We start from the raw sequence: 16,921 nt of genomic DNA, 5'->3' as shown, positions 1-16,921 counted from the left end.
TTTAATCAAGTTTCTTGAACAATACGCAGGCGTTATGACCACCAAAGCCAAAGGTATTGCTCATGGCTACTTTAACGTTTCTCTCTTGTGCTTTATTTAATGTTAAATTAAGTTCAGGATCAATATTTTCATCTACAACTTGATGGTTGATGGTTGGAGGAACCAAATTGTGTTCCATAGCCATAATAGAGGCGATGGCTTCAATGGCTCCTGCAGCACCTAACAGGTGTCCTGTCATGGATTTTGTAGAATTGATATTAATGTTTTTGGCATGGTCTCCAAAAACTTCCTTAATGGCTTTCAATTCAGCCACATCCCCTAGAGGGGTAGAAGTTCCGTGGGTGTTGATATGATCAACATCCTCAGGTTTTAGACCTGCATTTTCCAAACAATTTTTCATTACCGCAACAACTCCAATACCGTCTGGGTGAGGTGCTGTCATATGATAAGCGTCTGAGGATAATCCTCCTCCTACAACCTCGGCATATATTTTTGCTCCTCTCGCCTTGGCATGTTCATATTCTTCAAGAATGATTGCTCCAGCTCCTTCACCTAAGACAAATCCATCTCTGGTTGCATCAAAAGGACGTGAAGCCGTTTCTGGGCTTTCATTTCTTGTAGATAATGCATGCATTGCGTTGAATCCGCCCATACCAGCAATGGTAACAGCAGCTTCACTACCTCCGGTAACAACCACATCACAGTGGCCCAATCGAATGTAGTTTAATGCATCAATCATGGCATTTGCAGAAGAAGCACAGGCTGAAACCGTCGTATAATTAGGTCCCATAAATCCATTTTTAATGGAAATATTACCAGGTGCAATATCTGCAATCATTTTAGGTATAAAGAATGGATTGAATCTCGGAGTACCATCTCCCGCTGCAAAGTTTAAAACTTCATCTTGAAATGTTTCCAATCCTCCTATTCCTGCTCCCCAAATAACACCAACCCTCAATTTATTGATTTTGTCCAAGTCCAAATTCGCATCTGCAATGGCTTCATCAGAAGCGACCATCGCATATTGCGTAAACTTGTCCATTTTCCGAGCTTCTTTACGGTCAATAAAATCGGTAACGTTAAAGTTTTTTACTTCACAAGCGAATTTGGTCTTGAACTTTTCAGTGTCAAAATAGGTAATAGAAGCCGCTCCACTTTTCCCATTTTTCAGGCCTTCCCAATATTCATCCTTGGTATTTCCTATAGGGGTAAGTGCTCCTAAACCGGTGACTACAACTCGCCTTATTTCCATAAAAAATAACTTATTTTGCGCCTTCTATGTATGAGATAGCTTGACCTACTGTTGCAATGTTTTCAGCTTGATCATCAGGAATTTGAATATCGAATTCTTTTTCGAACTCCATGATTAATTCCACAGTGTCTAATGAATCTGCTCCTAAATCGTTAGTGAAGCTTGCTTCAGGAACTACTTCGTTTTCATCTACACCTAATTTGTCTACGATAATCGCTTTTACTCTTGATGCAATGTCTGACATAATCTTTTAATTTTAAGTTTTAATTAGGACGCAAAAATAAAAAACTTTATTTTAAAACATACCTTTGGGTTAAAAATGTGATTCTAAATTTACTAAAATAACCAATAAGTATTTCGGTTTTTGCATTCTATTTGTAATTATTTATTCTTTTTTTTGCTGAGTAACAACTGTCATAACAATAAATGAAACGAATTGTAATCTTTGCCTCTGGTAGTGGGTCTAATGCCGAAAATTTAATTACTTTTTTCAAAGAGAGAGAAGATGCTTCTGTGGTTTTGGTTTTAACTAATAATCCACAAGCCAAGGTGCTTGATAGGTGTAAAAGATTGAAAGTTAGTGCTTTGTCCTTTAATCGTATAGCGCTGGTGGAAACCAATGATGTTTTGGAGCTTTTGAAGAATGCTAAACCAGATTTAGTTGTTTTGGCTGGATTTTTATGGAAATTCCCTGAAAACTTGTTGCATGCCTTCCCAAACAAAGTGATTAACGTGCACCCTGCTTTACTGCCAAAATTTGGGGGTAAAGGGATGTATGGTATGCATGTACATGAAGCTGTGGTGGCTAATAAAGAAAAAGAAACCGGGATTACCATTCATTACGTGAATGAGCACTATGATGAGGGAGCTATTATTTTTCAGGCCTCATGTCAAGTTGAGTCTACAGATACGGCCGAAGATGTGGCTGCTAAAATTCATGAGTTGGAAATGGAGCACTTTCCAAAAGTTGTTGCAAAGCTGTTGAATGAGTAAGAAAAAGAAAAAATACTATACCGTTTGGAAAGGGAAGCATACTGGAGTTTTTGAATCTTGGGAGGATTGTAAGGCTCAAATTAAAGATTTTCCGGGTGCCATCTACAAGTCCTTTGGTTCCTTTGAGGCTGCTAAAAAGGCTTTAAAGGGGAACTATAAAGATTATGTTGGGAAACAAAAGACCTTTGTTAGTCCATTGACAGACGACCAATTAAAGAAAATTGGTTCGCCCAATACAAATTCCATATCAGTCGACGCCGCTTCAAGTGGTAATCCAGGAAAGATGGAATATCAAGGTGTTGATACACAAACCAAGAAACGTATTTTTCATCAAGGCCCATTTGCTGAAGGCACCAATAATATAGGTGAGTTCTTGGCCATTGTACATGGCTTGGCGTTATTGAAGAAAAAAAATAGTGATAAAATCATCTATACGGATTCCAGAACGGCATTAAGTTGGGTAAAAAAGAAAACCTGTAATACAAAATTGGAACGTTCTGAAAAGAACAAAGACCTATTTGAACTAGTAGATCGAGCTGTTAGTTGGTTGAAAAACAACACTTATCATACGGTGATAGTCAAATGGGAAACGAAAGCTTGGGGTGAAATACCTGCAGATTTTGGCAGAAAATAACTTTCCTTTAAAATTAGGCTATACCCCAAACCTATTATTGCTTCACAATACGTTTTATCAATTTAGTTTCACCTGAATATATTTGCAATATATAAACACCATCAGATAAAGGGTTTAGGTTTAATTCAAGATTAGTACTTTCCATTATTTTCTTACCTAGAATATTATAAAGTTCTACTTTATCAATATCATAGTTGGTTTTAATCGTTAATTTGTTGGATGTTGGATTAGGATATACCAGCAGTTCATGGTTTATAGTTTCATCTATAACAGACAATGTTTCTGAAGATTCTACTAGTATATTATCTAAATAAAGTGCTTGCCCATAACCACCAATATTTACAAAAGCTATAAGAAGATTATCAGAACCATCATAAGCAGACAAATCTACCGTTTTGGTAATCCATTGTGAGGCATTTGGCACAAAAAAATCAGATGTGTCTGGTGCAGTTGCTAAGGTAGAGCCACTTTCAGAAAAAAGTGTGGTGTATGTGACTCCACAATCTGTAGAGACTCTTACCTCTAAACCATCATAAAAAGTTTCATTAAATCTAGCATAGGCTACATCAAAAGAAAGATTAGAAGCTGTTTGAGCAGACAGATCAACGACTGTTTCTATGAAATTTTCATAAGATCTAGTATCATTATTATAATTATCCATCATAATGCTTGATCCTGAACTGGCATCTTGAAACGCGTTGGCATTGGCATCATAAATCCAATCTGTTCCATTTGAAGGTACTGCGTAAATTACCATATTATTTGGTAAATTTCCCGCTTGAAAATCTTCGGAATAAGGAAGGCTTACGACGGTTCTTGGTTGACTAGTAATTGTTAAAGCATCGTTTTCAGGATAAGAATCTGCACTACCATTTGGCATTTCTGTAAATACTTGCAATGTTAAAAGCCCATCGGTTGACACTGAAACCTCTGGCAAAGTGACCGATTCTGATTGATATTGGTTTATGCTACCAGACCAGTTAAAAGTATTTATTACCCCAGAATTAAATTGATAATTAATAATTAAAGATGTTAATGGTGTACTACTTTTATTAACTATGGTAACAACAGGCCCTATTGTGTTAAAAATATCACAAATATTATCTCCAGGAAAGTCTATACTAGATAATTCTGAATTATTTACATTACAAGGTGAATAAGCCCCATCTAAAGAAGTAATATCATAATTATCAGGGTTTAGCCAATCGTTTAAACTCGTCATACTGCTACCTCCTTGATGCGCAATGTTGCCATAATAATCAGAGCCTGAAGTATTTGAACAAGAAGAGTATCCTCCATATAACGTCCCTATAAGATGTCCATTATTATTAAACAAACCAGAACCCGAAGAGCCGCCTTCTGTAACACCATGACCATTTGTAGTCGCATCCCAATATACTTCTCTACAAGATTGTACTTCTGGTGTAGAAATAATAGATACCGTACCACTAAAAGTAGATACTTTTTTAATATCTCCTGCTGGGTGATGAATACCATATCCGCCAGTAAAATCGTTTTCTGATATGTCCCAACCAGAATAAAACACATTATAGGAGTCTGGAATATTGCTATCAAGCTCTAATAATGCCCAATCTGCACCATTATAATTTGCCAATAATGTAGCACCTGTTACCGTTTGGGCCGGAATTTCTGTTTCGATACCGTTACTACAATCAGCACTTTGGTAGTTAAAATAAAAAACCCACTGGGCTAAATCACTTACACTACTGTCTGATAAACAATGAAGTGCTGTAAGTAAATATGGGGTACAGTCAAAATTTGCATTATTCATAACTGTACCAGAGCACCATCCCGTAGAACCACCTTCTACAACTAAAATTCTTACAGATGCATCTCTTTGTTCTGTTTTACCATCGCCTTCTGGAGAGCAATTTACGTTAACTTCACAAGCACCAGAATTGCCATAATCTGTAGCATCTTTGGGATTATTGACCATTCTGTACGCATGATTAACACCAGAAATATGAAGTCTTCCTTGGTTTTTTACAGCTGCTGGCTCAAAATATTCAACTATAATATCTTCGCCATAAATAAGCGCTGTTGAAAAAATGTTTTTTTCTGAATTGTTATGCGCACCAAAACCTCCTAAAACTTCTGTTTTATCAGGGTTATAGACATGTAATGTTGCGCCATTAGGCATAAAAAACTCATCAAAATATAGGTTAGTTGCTTTGGCGTTTTGAGGGTTTATATGAACTCTCCATAATCTATCTCCATTTGGTAGTGTTTCCCAAACACCTTTTTCAAAGCCTACATTTGTTTGGATAATAATTCCGAATCTAGTGGCTTTTTCGTTTTTTTCATCTTCAATAACATCTTCTGCAGTTATTTTTTTTAAATCAATATCTTCTAATTTGATTAACGGAACTTTTGTTTGTTCTAGCTTTGTATTTAAAGCGCTTTGCAACGGATAAGAAGGGTTGCTGATTTGTCCCCAAGCGTTGAACGCAAATAACATACTAATTAATAATACAACTGAACTGGAATTGATTAGTTTTTTCATAATGCAAACTTTATTCTATTTTTTAATAAGCATTTTAGTCACTTTAAAGTTTTTGGAAGTAATAATTACCATGTATGTACTTTGGTTTATTTCTGATAAATCTACCTTATATGATTCTTGGTTTTCACCAAAACGAATGGTTTTAATTAATCTTCCGGTAAGATCATAAAGCTCGAAGGTTTCTATTTTCTGATGGGTATCATTTTTTATGGTAATGATACTTTCAGCTGGATTTGGGTATACAGAAATGTTGGCGTTACTGAAAAGATTGTCATCTAAGTTTAATGTACTGCCTTCAATTTCATAAGCACCTACATCAATAGCATTTCCTAAAAATCTATTATCGCCTTTAATATCCAAACCTAATGGATTAAAGTTTGAATTTCCAGCATCTATTAAAATAGCATCTAGTGTTTGAATAAGTCCATCGTCTTCAGTTTTCCATAAGCCGTCATAACCTATGGCATTTCCATAATCTACAAATGGGTTAGCATTTAGAACCGTAAAACCAGTACCTCCATAAGTAGCCGAAAAGTTATGAGAACTGTTACCGTTTACAGAGCCATTAAAGTTGGTAATATCTATACCATTATTATAAAAGACAGAATTATATATTAAAGGGGAAGCAGACGTAAAATTTAATATACCACCACCTCCACTTGGTGCAGAGTTACCAACAACAGTAAGATTTATAAGCATTGGGCTAGATTGTGTATTATGCATTCCACCTCCAGAACTCGAAGTATTACCTGTAATAATTGCGTTGATAAATGTTGCCTGAGAGTTATTTTGATTATAAACACCACCACCTGCAAAAGATGATGCATTGTTAGAAACAACAATATTTTGATAGGTTGGGCTAGAGTTTATGTTATAAATACCTCCTCCATAATTTTTTAATAGCGGTAGTGCATTTATAAAATTGTTTCCTGTTCCATTGGCATTGCCATCATTAATAATAAAGCCATCAATAACCGCATTTGCTGTTAGATTTTGGGTAATAAGCACATGGTATGTGTTGTCGGAATTTGAGCTAGCACCTATATTGCCACTTAAAATGGTTGGCGTATTGACGTCAAATATTTCGGTTATAGGATTATAACCTCCCTTAATAATGATATCTTGGTCTATTAAAAAATAGGTTTCTCTAGCTGTACCACAATTAGTACATGCTCTAGATGAAGTTGGTGTATAGGTTCCGCCAGCCACACGTATTTCTAAAACATTATTACAGGCTTTAGCTTCGATAAGTGCATCATCTAAAGAAATAAAAGCGTCAGTCCAAGTAGATCCATTATTAGCTCCCAAAGCGTTTACATCCACAAAAATTACACCTGACGCATATGTAAAGCAACTGTTATATTCGTAAGCACCAACATCTATAATCCCTTCATTAAACCTATCATTTCCTGTAATATCTGTAGTTAATGTGTTGTATGTATTGTCACCAGCATTTATTAAAGGACTGCTAAGACTTGGCAATAAACCGTCATCCATTGTTCCTGGTATAAAATCATCTCCTATAAAATTGAAAGCATCTATAAACGGATCTGATGTAAGAGTGACAAAACCATTACCCGTATAATTTTCAGAATAATTATGAGAACTATTAGCACTTATAATGGTTAAGTAGTTTGTTATATCAGAACTGTTATTATATAACACTGTATTATAAAATGTTGTAACAATACTTTCACTAACATTATGATCATTATATACGCCACCACCTTGTATGGCTGTATTACCGTAAATGGTATTATTTATAATAGTTGGACCAGAAAAATAATTATAAAGTCCGCCACCATTAGTGTTAGAATGGTTATTAGCAAACACCATATTAATTAGCTGTGGTGACTCATATAAGTTAATCATCCCGCCACCACCATTATTGGCCGAGTTGTTATACAGAAAGATATTACTAAAAATGGCATTTGACATATCATTATAGATACCACCACCATTGCCTTGATAAGGTGGGTTAGAAAAAGATGCCACTGTAATATTGGTACTCCCATTGGCATTTCCGTTTTGAATTACAAAACCATCTATAATGGCTTGATCGCTTAATCCTTGTGTCATAAATACATGAAACGCATTATCTGTCATGTCTCCAATGACACCTAAATCACCGTTTAAAATCGAAGGATTGTTGTAATCTTGCTCTCCTGTTGCAGGATTGTAGCTACCTCTTAATTCAAAATCGGTGTTCATTAAAAAGTAGTACTCGCGTTCTGACGAGCAGTTATCACAATCTCTACTTGTACTAGGGTAATAAGTCCCTGAAGCCACTTTTATTTCATCTATAACCCTACATTTTTGTATTTCTAAAGCTTCATCTAAACTTCTAAAAGCCTCACTCCAAGAATACCCATTACCTGTTTCGGTTGGTGAATTAGCATCTACATAAAGCGTTGTTGTATACAAAGAAAAAGGTTCAATTATTACCGTAACAGTAACACTATCTGACTCATTAGTAAGCGTATTTGTAACTGTTAAGGTAACCGCATTCTCACCGACATCTTGACAACTAAACGTTGTTTTATCAAGGCTGTATATAAAGCAATCACTAAAAGTACCTGTATCTATAACATCTTGTGGTGTTATGGTAACCTGCCCTGTGTTGTCTAACCATCTGATAATATCATGTCCAAAAGCGGTTGGGGTAGCTGTAATGGTATAGTTGAGATAAAAAGTACGTTCGTTACCTGAGGTATCAGAAGCTTTAACCTCTTTTGTTATGGTTTGCCCAATATCACTACAAGTTACGGTAAAGGATTGTGCTTGTTGTATACTTGGGCTATACACCGCGCAATTATCTACAAATGTAAGCACAGGTGGATTAATAGTCATAGACGCACTATTACCTAAATCGATTAGCCCAAAAGTTGGGGAAGAGATTAAGTTATGTGATTCTGTAGTAAGCCCTGGGGCATGGTCATCAATAACCGTAACCGTTGCTGTGCAAGTGTCTGTTAATCCCATAGAATCTGTAACAGTAAGCGTAATAGCATTAGTCCCTAAATTATCACAAGTAAATTCTAATTGAGAAGCAGAAATACTAGATATAGCCGTATTGTCGGTTGAGCCACCATCAATTGCATTAGGACTTAGCGTTGCTTGTCCTGGAATACCTTGTCCTAAACTAATCTGCCCAGCTATGCCCGTATAATAATTTCCATAACCTAATGTCACACTTGTGTCTTGGCAAACCGCATTAGGGTTTTGAGTATCGTAAATGACCTGGTAAGAGACATAACCATTTTCAGGCGAATCTGTTGTAGTACCACTAATCACAAAATCATTAAGCATATTTGGATGCGTATAGGATCTTCCACCTCCACCTCCAGAATGATTCCCACCGCCACCGCCACCGCCATAGCCTGCGCCACCGCCACCACCAGCAAATCTATTAGTACCACCACAAACAGTACCTGTAGAGAGACCATCATACCAAACACCTCCTGCTCCTCCACCACTAAATCCGGCACCGCCAGCACTAGCATCTGTCCCTGTTATAGCATCACAGCCATATACAAGAAATGGATTGGGCATTAAATAATCACAATTTTCTCCCCACATATAAGTATCTGTAACATTATAACCACCAAAACCACCTTCTTCAAAAGCCTTTCCTTGAGTACTCAAACGGTTTACATAAGAAGTGCTTATATTATTAGCATTAAAGCCACCTCCTCCGCCATTTCCAATAAAATAGTTAGTTATACTACCATCGGACAAAGAGATAACATCAAAGATATAAATAGAACGACCGTAACCAGATGCATTTATAGAACTATTCCCACTATAACAGTAGAGTTCAATTCCGTCATTAGAAGATTCACCTGCACCTAATCCTGCTGATTGTATAATTTCAGTAGCGCATCCACCGCCACCGCCTGAGGCTACTGCTATAACATTATTACCAATCCTAACACCTGTAGAGCCACCACCACCACCACTAGCTAATAAGCCGTGTGAGTAGCTTTCTCCGTGTTTACCTTGATAAAAGGTAATTAGTTGCCCTTCATTTTCAGGAGTAATTGGTAAGGTAAAATACAATGTTGCTCCTTGCCCACCATCTGCACCTAAATCTACAAATGCTCCATCCCAAGTAGCTGCTCCTCCATCTCCTCCTTTTAAAACAAATTGCACTTCTGTTGCGCCGCTGCTTAATAAAGGAAGTATTGCTGTAGCCAGAGATCTTGTTCTTGGATTAGGGTCTGTAAAATTAATATAGGTAATATCATTACTCGTTAAACCACCATTAGGTGTTAATGTTTCAGTTTGTGAAAAACCCAATAGGGTGAATAGAAAAAACGAAAAAATTAAAGTAGGTTTTTTTTTCATGTCTGATAAATTGAGTAGAATCGCCACAAAAGTAGAGATGAAAAAGTCCTAATAAAATACGTAATAAATGCAGATATTACGTAGGGTACGTACTACTTAAACTATAGAGATAACACTAATTCTTTATGAAATTGAACCCAATTTATTAATGTTTTTGCAGAGGAATCTAGTTCTAACTTCGCTATAATATTAGATCTGTGTTTTTCAACGGTTCGTTTTGAAATACTTAATACCTCACAGATTTCTAAAGAGGTTCTTTCTTGTGCTATGAGCCTTAGTATTGTTCTTTCAGAAGGTGTTAATAATGCAATTTTTCTCAACTCTTCGCTAGCAGTTTTTTCAAAATCATCTGTAAAAGAACTACTGTAAAATGTATTACCCTTTATAACTTCTTCAATACATTTTTCTATGTCCTGGATACTGTCTTCTTTTAGTAAATAGCCATTGACTCCTACCTTTTTGGCTTGTACAATAAATCCTTTCTCTTTGTGGTAAGACATAATAATGTAGCGCGTATTTAAATCTAACGCTTTTAAACGTTTTACAACTTCAAAACCATTAAGAAATGGCATCTCAATATCTAAGATAGCAATATCTGGGTGATTTGTTGTGATGACTTCTATAGCCGAAGCTCCGTTAGTTGCTGTTGCTAAAACCTGATAACCCACATGTTCTAGCTCCTGTTGGAGTCCTTTTAGCATCACAGGATGATCATCAACAATAACGATAGAAATATTGGCTTTAGTCATGTAAGAATATTTCAACAAAAATACTTAAAAGCTATAGTTTATACTACTATTTTTGTTTCGGTTCCTTCATTAATAACAGAGGTGATTTTAAGATTTGCACAAATGATTTTACATCGCTCTTGTATGGATTTGATACCTAGACTTTTACTTTTTTGAGATTTTTCATTAAAGTCAAAACCTTTACCATTGTCTTTTATTTTAAGCACAACTTTTTCTTGTTCATTTTTAAAAATTTCTACTGAAACAGCTTTAGCTTCTGAATGTTTTACAATGTTGTTTAGAGACTCTTGAATGATTCTATATAAATGCAATGCTTTATCTTCTGTTAGAGATTCATCTACAGGATCTATTTCTGTGGTGAAAAAAACATCAGATTCTTCGTCTAAATTATCGACCATATCCTGAACGGCTGCCGAAAAACCTAGTCGTTTTAGTACAACTGGGAACAATCCATGCGAAATAGACCTGACATCTGCTAAGGTTTGTTTGGTGAGCTCTTTTAGAGTTTCATCATTTAAATTTTGTGCTTTTCTGCTTAATAAAATGAGCTGCTGACCTACACTGTCATGAAGCTCCATGGCAACTCTATTTCGTTCTTCTTCTTGAGATGCAATAATGTTTTGCGTTAACTCTTCTTGTAGTTTCTGTTCTTTTTTGGCAAAACGGCGAGATCTTAGTATAGATATAAAAGCAAATAAACCTACTAGACTTAGTCCGCCAAATAACAACCATTGGGTTTTTAGCTTGTTTTTTGCTGCTAGAAGATCAATATCACTTTGTTGTGCTTGTATTTTTAAATCGCGTTTTTCGGTTTCATATAATGTTTGATAATAACTTAGAATTCTAGCTCTCTGAACACCTAGGATAGAATCTTTTAAAGCCGTATAATTTTCAAAATGTTCTAAGGCCTTTTCAGAGTTTCCTGTTTTTTTATAGATTCTAGATAGAAATCTTTCCGCTTGTTGTATTTCTTCAAATTCTTGACTCTGTTTTTTGAGCAATAAATAGCGTTCGGCATAGTTTTTAGCTTCTATGTATTCTTTTTTCATAAAAGCTAATCGCATTTTAGCATCTATATAGAACGATTCATTGAAACCTGAAATGTCATTAGAATTTTTCTCTATATCACCCAGAAGTTCTTCGGCTTTTGTCAAGCTATCATTATCGGCATATGCTGATACCAAACCGGCTTTTAAAATTGGTAAAAAAAACTCTTTGTAATCAGAATCTTTATTAACCTCCAAAGCTTCTTTTAAATAATTTATCCTCAGTTTTTGATTTCCCATCTTATTAGCACTAGCTGCCGCATTGTAGTAAACGCTGGGTAAACTAGGATAGTTTTTATATTTTAATGCTAAATCTATAAGCTCTTTTCGCTCTGTTGTTTCATCGTTATAAAATTCATTTTTTCCATATAAGATGGTCATAGAATTTTTGGCATTAATCCAGTTTAAAGTATCATTGTCTGCTTGAAAATATGTTATAGCTTCTTGTAGTGCCAAGGATGCTTTTCCGAATTCACCTTTGTCAACATACACAATACCTTTTCCAAATTTTGAAAGACCTTGTAAAGACGTGCTTCTATTATTGGCATAATAAAAAGCGCTATCGTAATTCTCTAATGAAGCTTCAAATTCACCTAAATAGTAGTGCAAATCCGCAACTTCAAAGAAATATTTACCTACCAATTCCTTATCATTAACATATGGTAATAAAGATTTGGTTTCGGTAATTACTGATTTACCCTGGTGCTTTGTATTGGTTTCATAATTAAAAAAACGGATAAGATTAGCACTTTGCTTAACAGCAATGTCGTACTGTTTTAATTGTTTAGCCAATGCTATTGTTTCCTTTAGAAGAGAATCGTTTTTTAACTGGCTATCACACAAGCTGTCTAGCTCTATCAATCGTTTGGTAGCATTACTTGTTATATTCTGTGACCATGCTGCTGAAGTGTAACTAACTAGCAACAAAGACAATAAAAAAATAGAATAACTAAATCTCATAAAAGCTGTTGATAAAAGCTATAAAGATACATCATCTTTACTTTTTGAAGAACTAGATTTACTCATAATACCACGCCTATCACAAAATTTAATTCGTTTTTTAGCAACTAAAAACTGTATATTTGCACCAAAATTCTGAAACCTCCTTATGGGTAAATTAGTGATTGTAGGAACAGTAGCTTTTGATGCTATTGAAACGCCTTTCGGTAAAACCGATAAAATTCTTGGTGGTGCCGCCACATTTATAGGACTGGCTGCTTCTCAATTTGAGGTAGATTCGGCTGTGGTTTCTGTGGTTGGTGGGGACTTTCCAAATGAATATTTAGAGCTTTTAGAAAGTAAGAATATGGATATTTCTGGAGTTGAGGTAGTGCCTCATGGGAAAACATTCTTTTGGAGTGGTCGCTATCACAACGATATGAATTCCAGAGATACGCTTGCAACAGAATTAAATGTGCTGGCTGATTTTAAACCAGTTGTTCCGGAAAATTTTAAAGATGCCGACTATGTGATGTTAGGAAATTTACATCCAAACGTCCAATTAGGTGTTTTAGAACAAATGGAAAAGAAACCCAAATTGGTGGTTTTGGATACCATGAATTTTTGGATGGATAACACATGGGATGAATTAATGGAGGTGATTAAAAAAGTGGATGTTATCACTATTAACGATGAAGAGGCTAGACAATTAACTGGAGAGCATTCTCTTAAAGTGGCCGCTAGAAAAATTCAGGAAATGGGGCCTACTTATGTGGTTATTAAAAAAGGGGAACACGGCGCTTTATTGTTTAATGGAGGCAATGCTTTCTTTGCTCCAGCCTTACCGTTGGAAGAAGTTTTTGATCCAACTGGTGCAGGGGATACGTTTGCAGGTGGATTTATAGGCTATTTGGCGAGTGTAGATAATGTGACATTTGAAAGCATGAAAAATGCGATTATTTATGGATCAACTTTGGCTTCATTCTGTGTGGAGAAATTTGGAACCGAAAGGATGGAACATCTATCAGCCAATGAGGTAAGGAAACGCCTGCAGGAGTTTAAAAAATTAACACAATTCGAAATTGAATTAACATAAATTAGCGCGCTCAAAACTGAGCGCGTTTTTAATTAAGAACAACAACACAACAAACAGGAAATGAGTGACGCTATAAAACACGAATGCGGGATTGCACAACTTAGGCTTTTAAAGCCACTTGAATTCTATAAAGAGAAATATGGAAGTGCTTTTTATGGAGTAAATAAGATGTACTTAATGATGGAGAAGCAGCACAACCGAGGTCAAGATGGTGCTGGTTTTGCAAGTATTAAGTTAGATACCAAACCTGGTGAAAGATATATCAGTCGCGTTAGGTCCATTGCGCAACAGCCCATTCAAGATATTTTTGATCAAATTAACCAAAGGATCAATAAGGAGCTTACAGAACATCCTGAATATGCTGATAATGTAGAGCTTCAAAAAAAGCATATCCCATATGTAGGAGAAGTGTATTTGGGTCACGTTCGCTATGGTACGTTTGGTAAAAATAGCGTGGAGAGTGTACACCCATTTTTAAGACAAAACAATTGGATGCATAGAAATTTAATTGTTGCTGGTAACTTCAATATGACCAATGTAAATGAATTGTTTGATAATTTGATTCGTTTGGGTCAACATCCTAAGGAAAAGGCAGATACCATAACCATTATGGAGAAAATAGGTCATTTTCTTGATGATGCAGTTGCTAAGCTTTACAAAAAGTTAAAAAAAGAAGGTTACAGTAAAAATGAATGTTCCCCATTGATTGCAGAACGTTTAAATGTTGCCAAAATCTTGAGAAAAGCTGCCAAAAACTGGGATGGTGGTTACGCCATGGCTGGGTTGTTGGGTCATGGAGATTCCTTTGTTTTGAGAGATCCAGCGGGAATTAGACCAACCTATTACTATAAGGATGATGAAATTGTCATTGTAGCTTCAGAAAGACCTGTTATTCAAACGGTATTTAATGTGAACTATGACGATGTTAAGGAATTAGAGCCTGGGCATGCTATTATAACTAAAACTACAGGAGAGGTTTCGATTAAAAAGATTTTGGAGCCACTACCAAGAAAAGCATGTTCCTTTGAACGTATTTATTTCTCTCGTGGAAGTGATGCAGAAATTTATCAAGAGAGAAAAACTTTAGGTAAAAAGTTAATTCCTAAAGTACTGAAAGCTGTAAATCACGATACGGATAATACCGTGTTTTCATATATTCCAAATACAGCAGAAACATCCTTTTTTGGGATGATAGAATCTGTTGATCAGTATTTGAGTGAGCGAAAAACAAAGGCTATTATTGCCGGGGATGGAAAATTGACAGAGCAAGAAGTGATAGATATTTTATCTCAAAAGCCGAGGATAGAAAAAATTGCTATTAAAGATGTGAAGTTAAGAACTTTTATCACAGAAGATAGTAGTCGTGATGATTTGGTGGCACACGTTTATGATGTTACCTATGGTGTTGTCAAGAAGGATGACAATCTGGTTATTATTGATGATAGTATTGTTAGGGGAACTACATTGAAAAAGAGTATCATTAAAATGTTGGATCGATTGAACCCGAAAAAAATAGTGGTAGTTTCATCTGCTCCACAAATCAGGTATCCAGATTGTTATGGTATTGATATGGCTAGACTTGAAGATTTAATTGCCTTTAGAGCTATGTTGGAATTATTGAAGGAAAACGATAAATATCATATGGTGGAGGAAGTTTATCGCAAGTGTTTAGCGCAAGTAGAGCTTGAAGATAAGGATGTTAGAAACTTTGTAAAAGATTTATATAGCCAATTTACTGCAGAGCAAATTTCAGATAAAATATCTGAGCTTATTTCTGATGAAACTGTAAATGCGGAGGTTGAAACTATTTTCCAATCAATAGAAGATTTGCATGAAGCATGTCCTAAAAATTTGGGAGATTGGTATTTTACTGGGAATTATCCAACACCAGGTGGAAATCGCGTGGTGAATAGAGCTTTTATTAATTTCTTTGAAGGAAATAGGGAGAGAGCATATTAACCTTAAAATTTGATATATACGGTTCGTCCTATAAATCAGACTTTTAATCTAATTTATATGCATTTCGTCTATTATTTATTTCGAAATGAGAAAATCCATCTAATTTAGTAAGACCATAACATAAGTAGGTTAAGTTCATGGTAGATTTGGGGCAAAAAAAGGTGAACACTTGTTCGCCTTTTTTTATGCCCTTTCTTATTTCAAGTCCTTCAAAAAACCAATTTTATCCTTTTTTAATGCTTCTTGTCTAATTTTTAGGCTGTTGGACTATTTTATTTTATGATTTCATTGCTTTCGAAGTTCTTTGAACTACCATAACATAAGTAGGTTAAGTTTATGGTAGATTTGGGGCAAAAAGGTGAGCACTTGTGTTCACCTTTTTATTTTATATAATTTGTTGCAAGTCAATCTTTTTTAATCTGTATTTCTTTATTTTCTAACTTTTAACAGATTTTACAACCGTTTATCTATTTTCTATTATCATTTGATTTCTTTCCTTATATATTTGAACCACCATAACATAAGTAGGTTAAGTTTATGGTAGATTTGGGGCAAAAAAGGTGAACACTTGTGTTCGCCTTTTTTATTTTCTAGAAATAAAAAAAGCAGTCCATTTGGACTGCTTTTTTTATCATGTGCGTTATGCTTAGAAATTATTTTGCTTCAGCATAGCGTCTTTCAACTTCATTCCAATTAATTACCTTGAAAAAAGCTTCAATGTAATCTGGTCTTCTGTTTTGGTAATTTAAGTAATAGGCGTGTTCCCAAACATCAAGACCTAAAATTGGAGTCCCAGTACAACCAACACCTGGCATTAAAGGATTATCTTGATTAGGTGTAGAGCAAACTTCAACTTTTCCTCCTTCATGAACACATAACCAAGCCCATCCAGATCCAAATTGTCCTGCCGCTGCTTTACTAAAGGCATCCTTGAAAACTTCAAAAGAGCCAAATTCAGCTTCAATAGCATCTTTAAGTTCTCCTGATAGACGACCCTTATCTTCAGGGTTCATTACTTCCCAGAAAAGACTGTGGTTATAAAAACCACCACCGTTATTTCTAACAGCTTTGTTGTCCATATCCAAATTGATAAGGATGTTTTCGATGGTTTTTCCTTCTAAATCTGTTCCTTGAATTGCATCATTTAATTTACTTGTATAACCTTGATGGTGTTTTGTATGATGAATTTCCATGGTACGAGCATCGATATGTGGTTCCAATGCATCATACGCATATTTTAGTTTCGGTAATTCGAAAGCCATAATATTTTGTTTTAAAGTTTATAAAAAATTTCCCTCAAATTTACGGATAAATGCGTTCAATTAAAAATATTATATCCTTATGAAATCATTGATACTTCTTATCTTGTGTTAAATTTTTAT

At 35.3% G+C, this 16,921-nt stretch carries 11 protein-coding genes; 4 read left to right on the top strand and 7 right to left on the bottom strand.

Annotated features, from left to right (window positions below; genetic code table 11):
* Nucleotide 1 precedes the first annotated feature (1 nt).
* Nucleotides 2-1,252, bottom strand: a complete 1,251-nt coding sequence (fabF, locus tag LOK78_RS03785; protein ID WP_053970873.1) for a beta-ketoacyl-ACP synthase II — start codon at nt 1,250-1,252, stop codon at nt 2-4.
* Nucleotides 1,253-1,262: 10 nt separating this feature from the next.
* On the bottom strand, nt 1,263-1,496 hold the full coding sequence (locus tag LOK78_RS03780; RefSeq protein WP_053970874.1) for an acyl carrier protein: 234 nt from the start codon (nt 1,494-1,496) through the stop codon (nt 1,263-1,265).
* A 182-nt stretch (nt 1,497-1,678) separates the two neighbouring features.
* Here LOK78_RS03780 and purN point away from each other — a divergent pair, with 182 nt between their 5' ends.
* Nucleotides 1,679-2,245, top strand: a complete 567-nt coding sequence (gene purN, locus LOK78_RS03775) for a phosphoribosylglycinamide formyltransferase (RefSeq protein ID WP_166956924.1) — start codon at nt 1,679-1,681, stop codon at nt 2,243-2,245.
* A complete protein-coding gene (locus LOK78_RS03770; RefSeq protein WP_166956926.1) occupies nt 2,238-2,879 on the top strand; it encodes a ribonuclease H1 domain-containing protein in 642 nt (213 codons plus the stop codon). The genes purN and LOK78_RS03770 overlap by 8 nt, the downstream gene beginning before the upstream one ends.
* Before the next feature lie 34 nt (nt 2,880-2,913).
* On the opposite strand, the gene LOK78_RS03765 is transcribed toward LOK78_RS03770, so the two are convergent.
* The 4 genes from LOK78_RS03765 to LOK78_RS03750 form a co-directional block, all read right to left on the bottom strand.
* Nucleotides 2,914-5,403 carry a T9SS type A sorting domain-containing protein gene (locus tag LOK78_RS03765; RefSeq protein ID WP_232633751.1) on the bottom strand — a complete coding sequence of 830 codons (2,490 nt, stop codon included), beginning with the start codon at nt 5,401-5,403 and terminating at the stop codon, nt 2,914-2,916.
* Between the two features lie 15 nt (nt 5,404-5,418).
* Nucleotides 5,419-9,750, bottom strand: coding sequence for a T9SS type A sorting domain-containing protein (locus tag LOK78_RS03760; RefSeq protein ID WP_232633749.1), 4,332 nt, complete (start codon nt 9,748-9,750; stop codon nt 5,419-5,421).
* A 101-nt stretch (nt 9,751-9,851) separates the two neighbouring features.
* Nucleotides 9,852-10,499: a response regulator gene (locus LOK78_RS03755; protein WP_232633747.1), complete on the bottom strand. Its 648-nt coding sequence runs from the start codon at nt 10,497-10,499 to the stop codon at nt 9,852-9,854.
* 38 nt (nt 10,500-10,537) lie between these two features.
* Nucleotides 10,538-12,505 (bottom strand): sensor histidine kinase, encoded by a 1,968-nt coding sequence (locus tag LOK78_RS03750; RefSeq protein WP_232633746.1) that lies wholly within the window; start codon nt 12,503-12,505, stop codon nt 10,538-10,540.
* Between the two features lie 148 nt (nt 12,506-12,653).
* On the opposite strand from LOK78_RS03750, the gene LOK78_RS03745 reads away from it, so the two are divergent.
* Together LOK78_RS03745 and LOK78_RS03740 are read left to right on the top strand one after the other, a co-directional pair.
* On the top strand, nt 12,654-13,580 hold the full coding sequence (locus tag LOK78_RS03745; RefSeq protein WP_232633744.1) for a PfkB family carbohydrate kinase: 927 nt from the start codon (nt 12,654-12,656) through the stop codon (nt 13,578-13,580).
* Between the two features lie 60 nt (nt 13,581-13,640).
* Nucleotides 13,641-15,539 (top strand): amidophosphoribosyltransferase, encoded by a 1,899-nt coding sequence (locus tag LOK78_RS03740; RefSeq protein ID WP_053970878.1) that lies wholly within the window; start codon nt 13,641-13,643, stop codon nt 15,537-15,539.
* A gap of 653 nt (nt 15,540-16,192) precedes the next feature.
* On the opposite strand, the gene LOK78_RS03735 is transcribed toward LOK78_RS03740, so the two are convergent.
* Nucleotides 16,193-16,801 carry a superoxide dismutase gene (locus LOK78_RS03735; protein WP_053970879.1) on the bottom strand — a complete coding sequence of 203 codons (609 nt, stop codon included), beginning with the start codon at nt 16,799-16,801 and terminating at the stop codon, nt 16,193-16,195.
* Between the last annotated feature and the right edge of the window lie 120 nt (nt 16,802-16,921).

It is taken from the genome of Mangrovimonas futianensis, assembly GCF_021245805.1.
GTDB classification, from domain to species: Bacteria; Bacteroidota; Bacteroidia; order Flavobacteriales; family Flavobacteriaceae; genus Mangrovimonas; species Mangrovimonas futianensis.
Note: the sequence above shows the minus strand (reverse complement) of the source record. Positions and strands in the feature narration are given on the sequence as shown.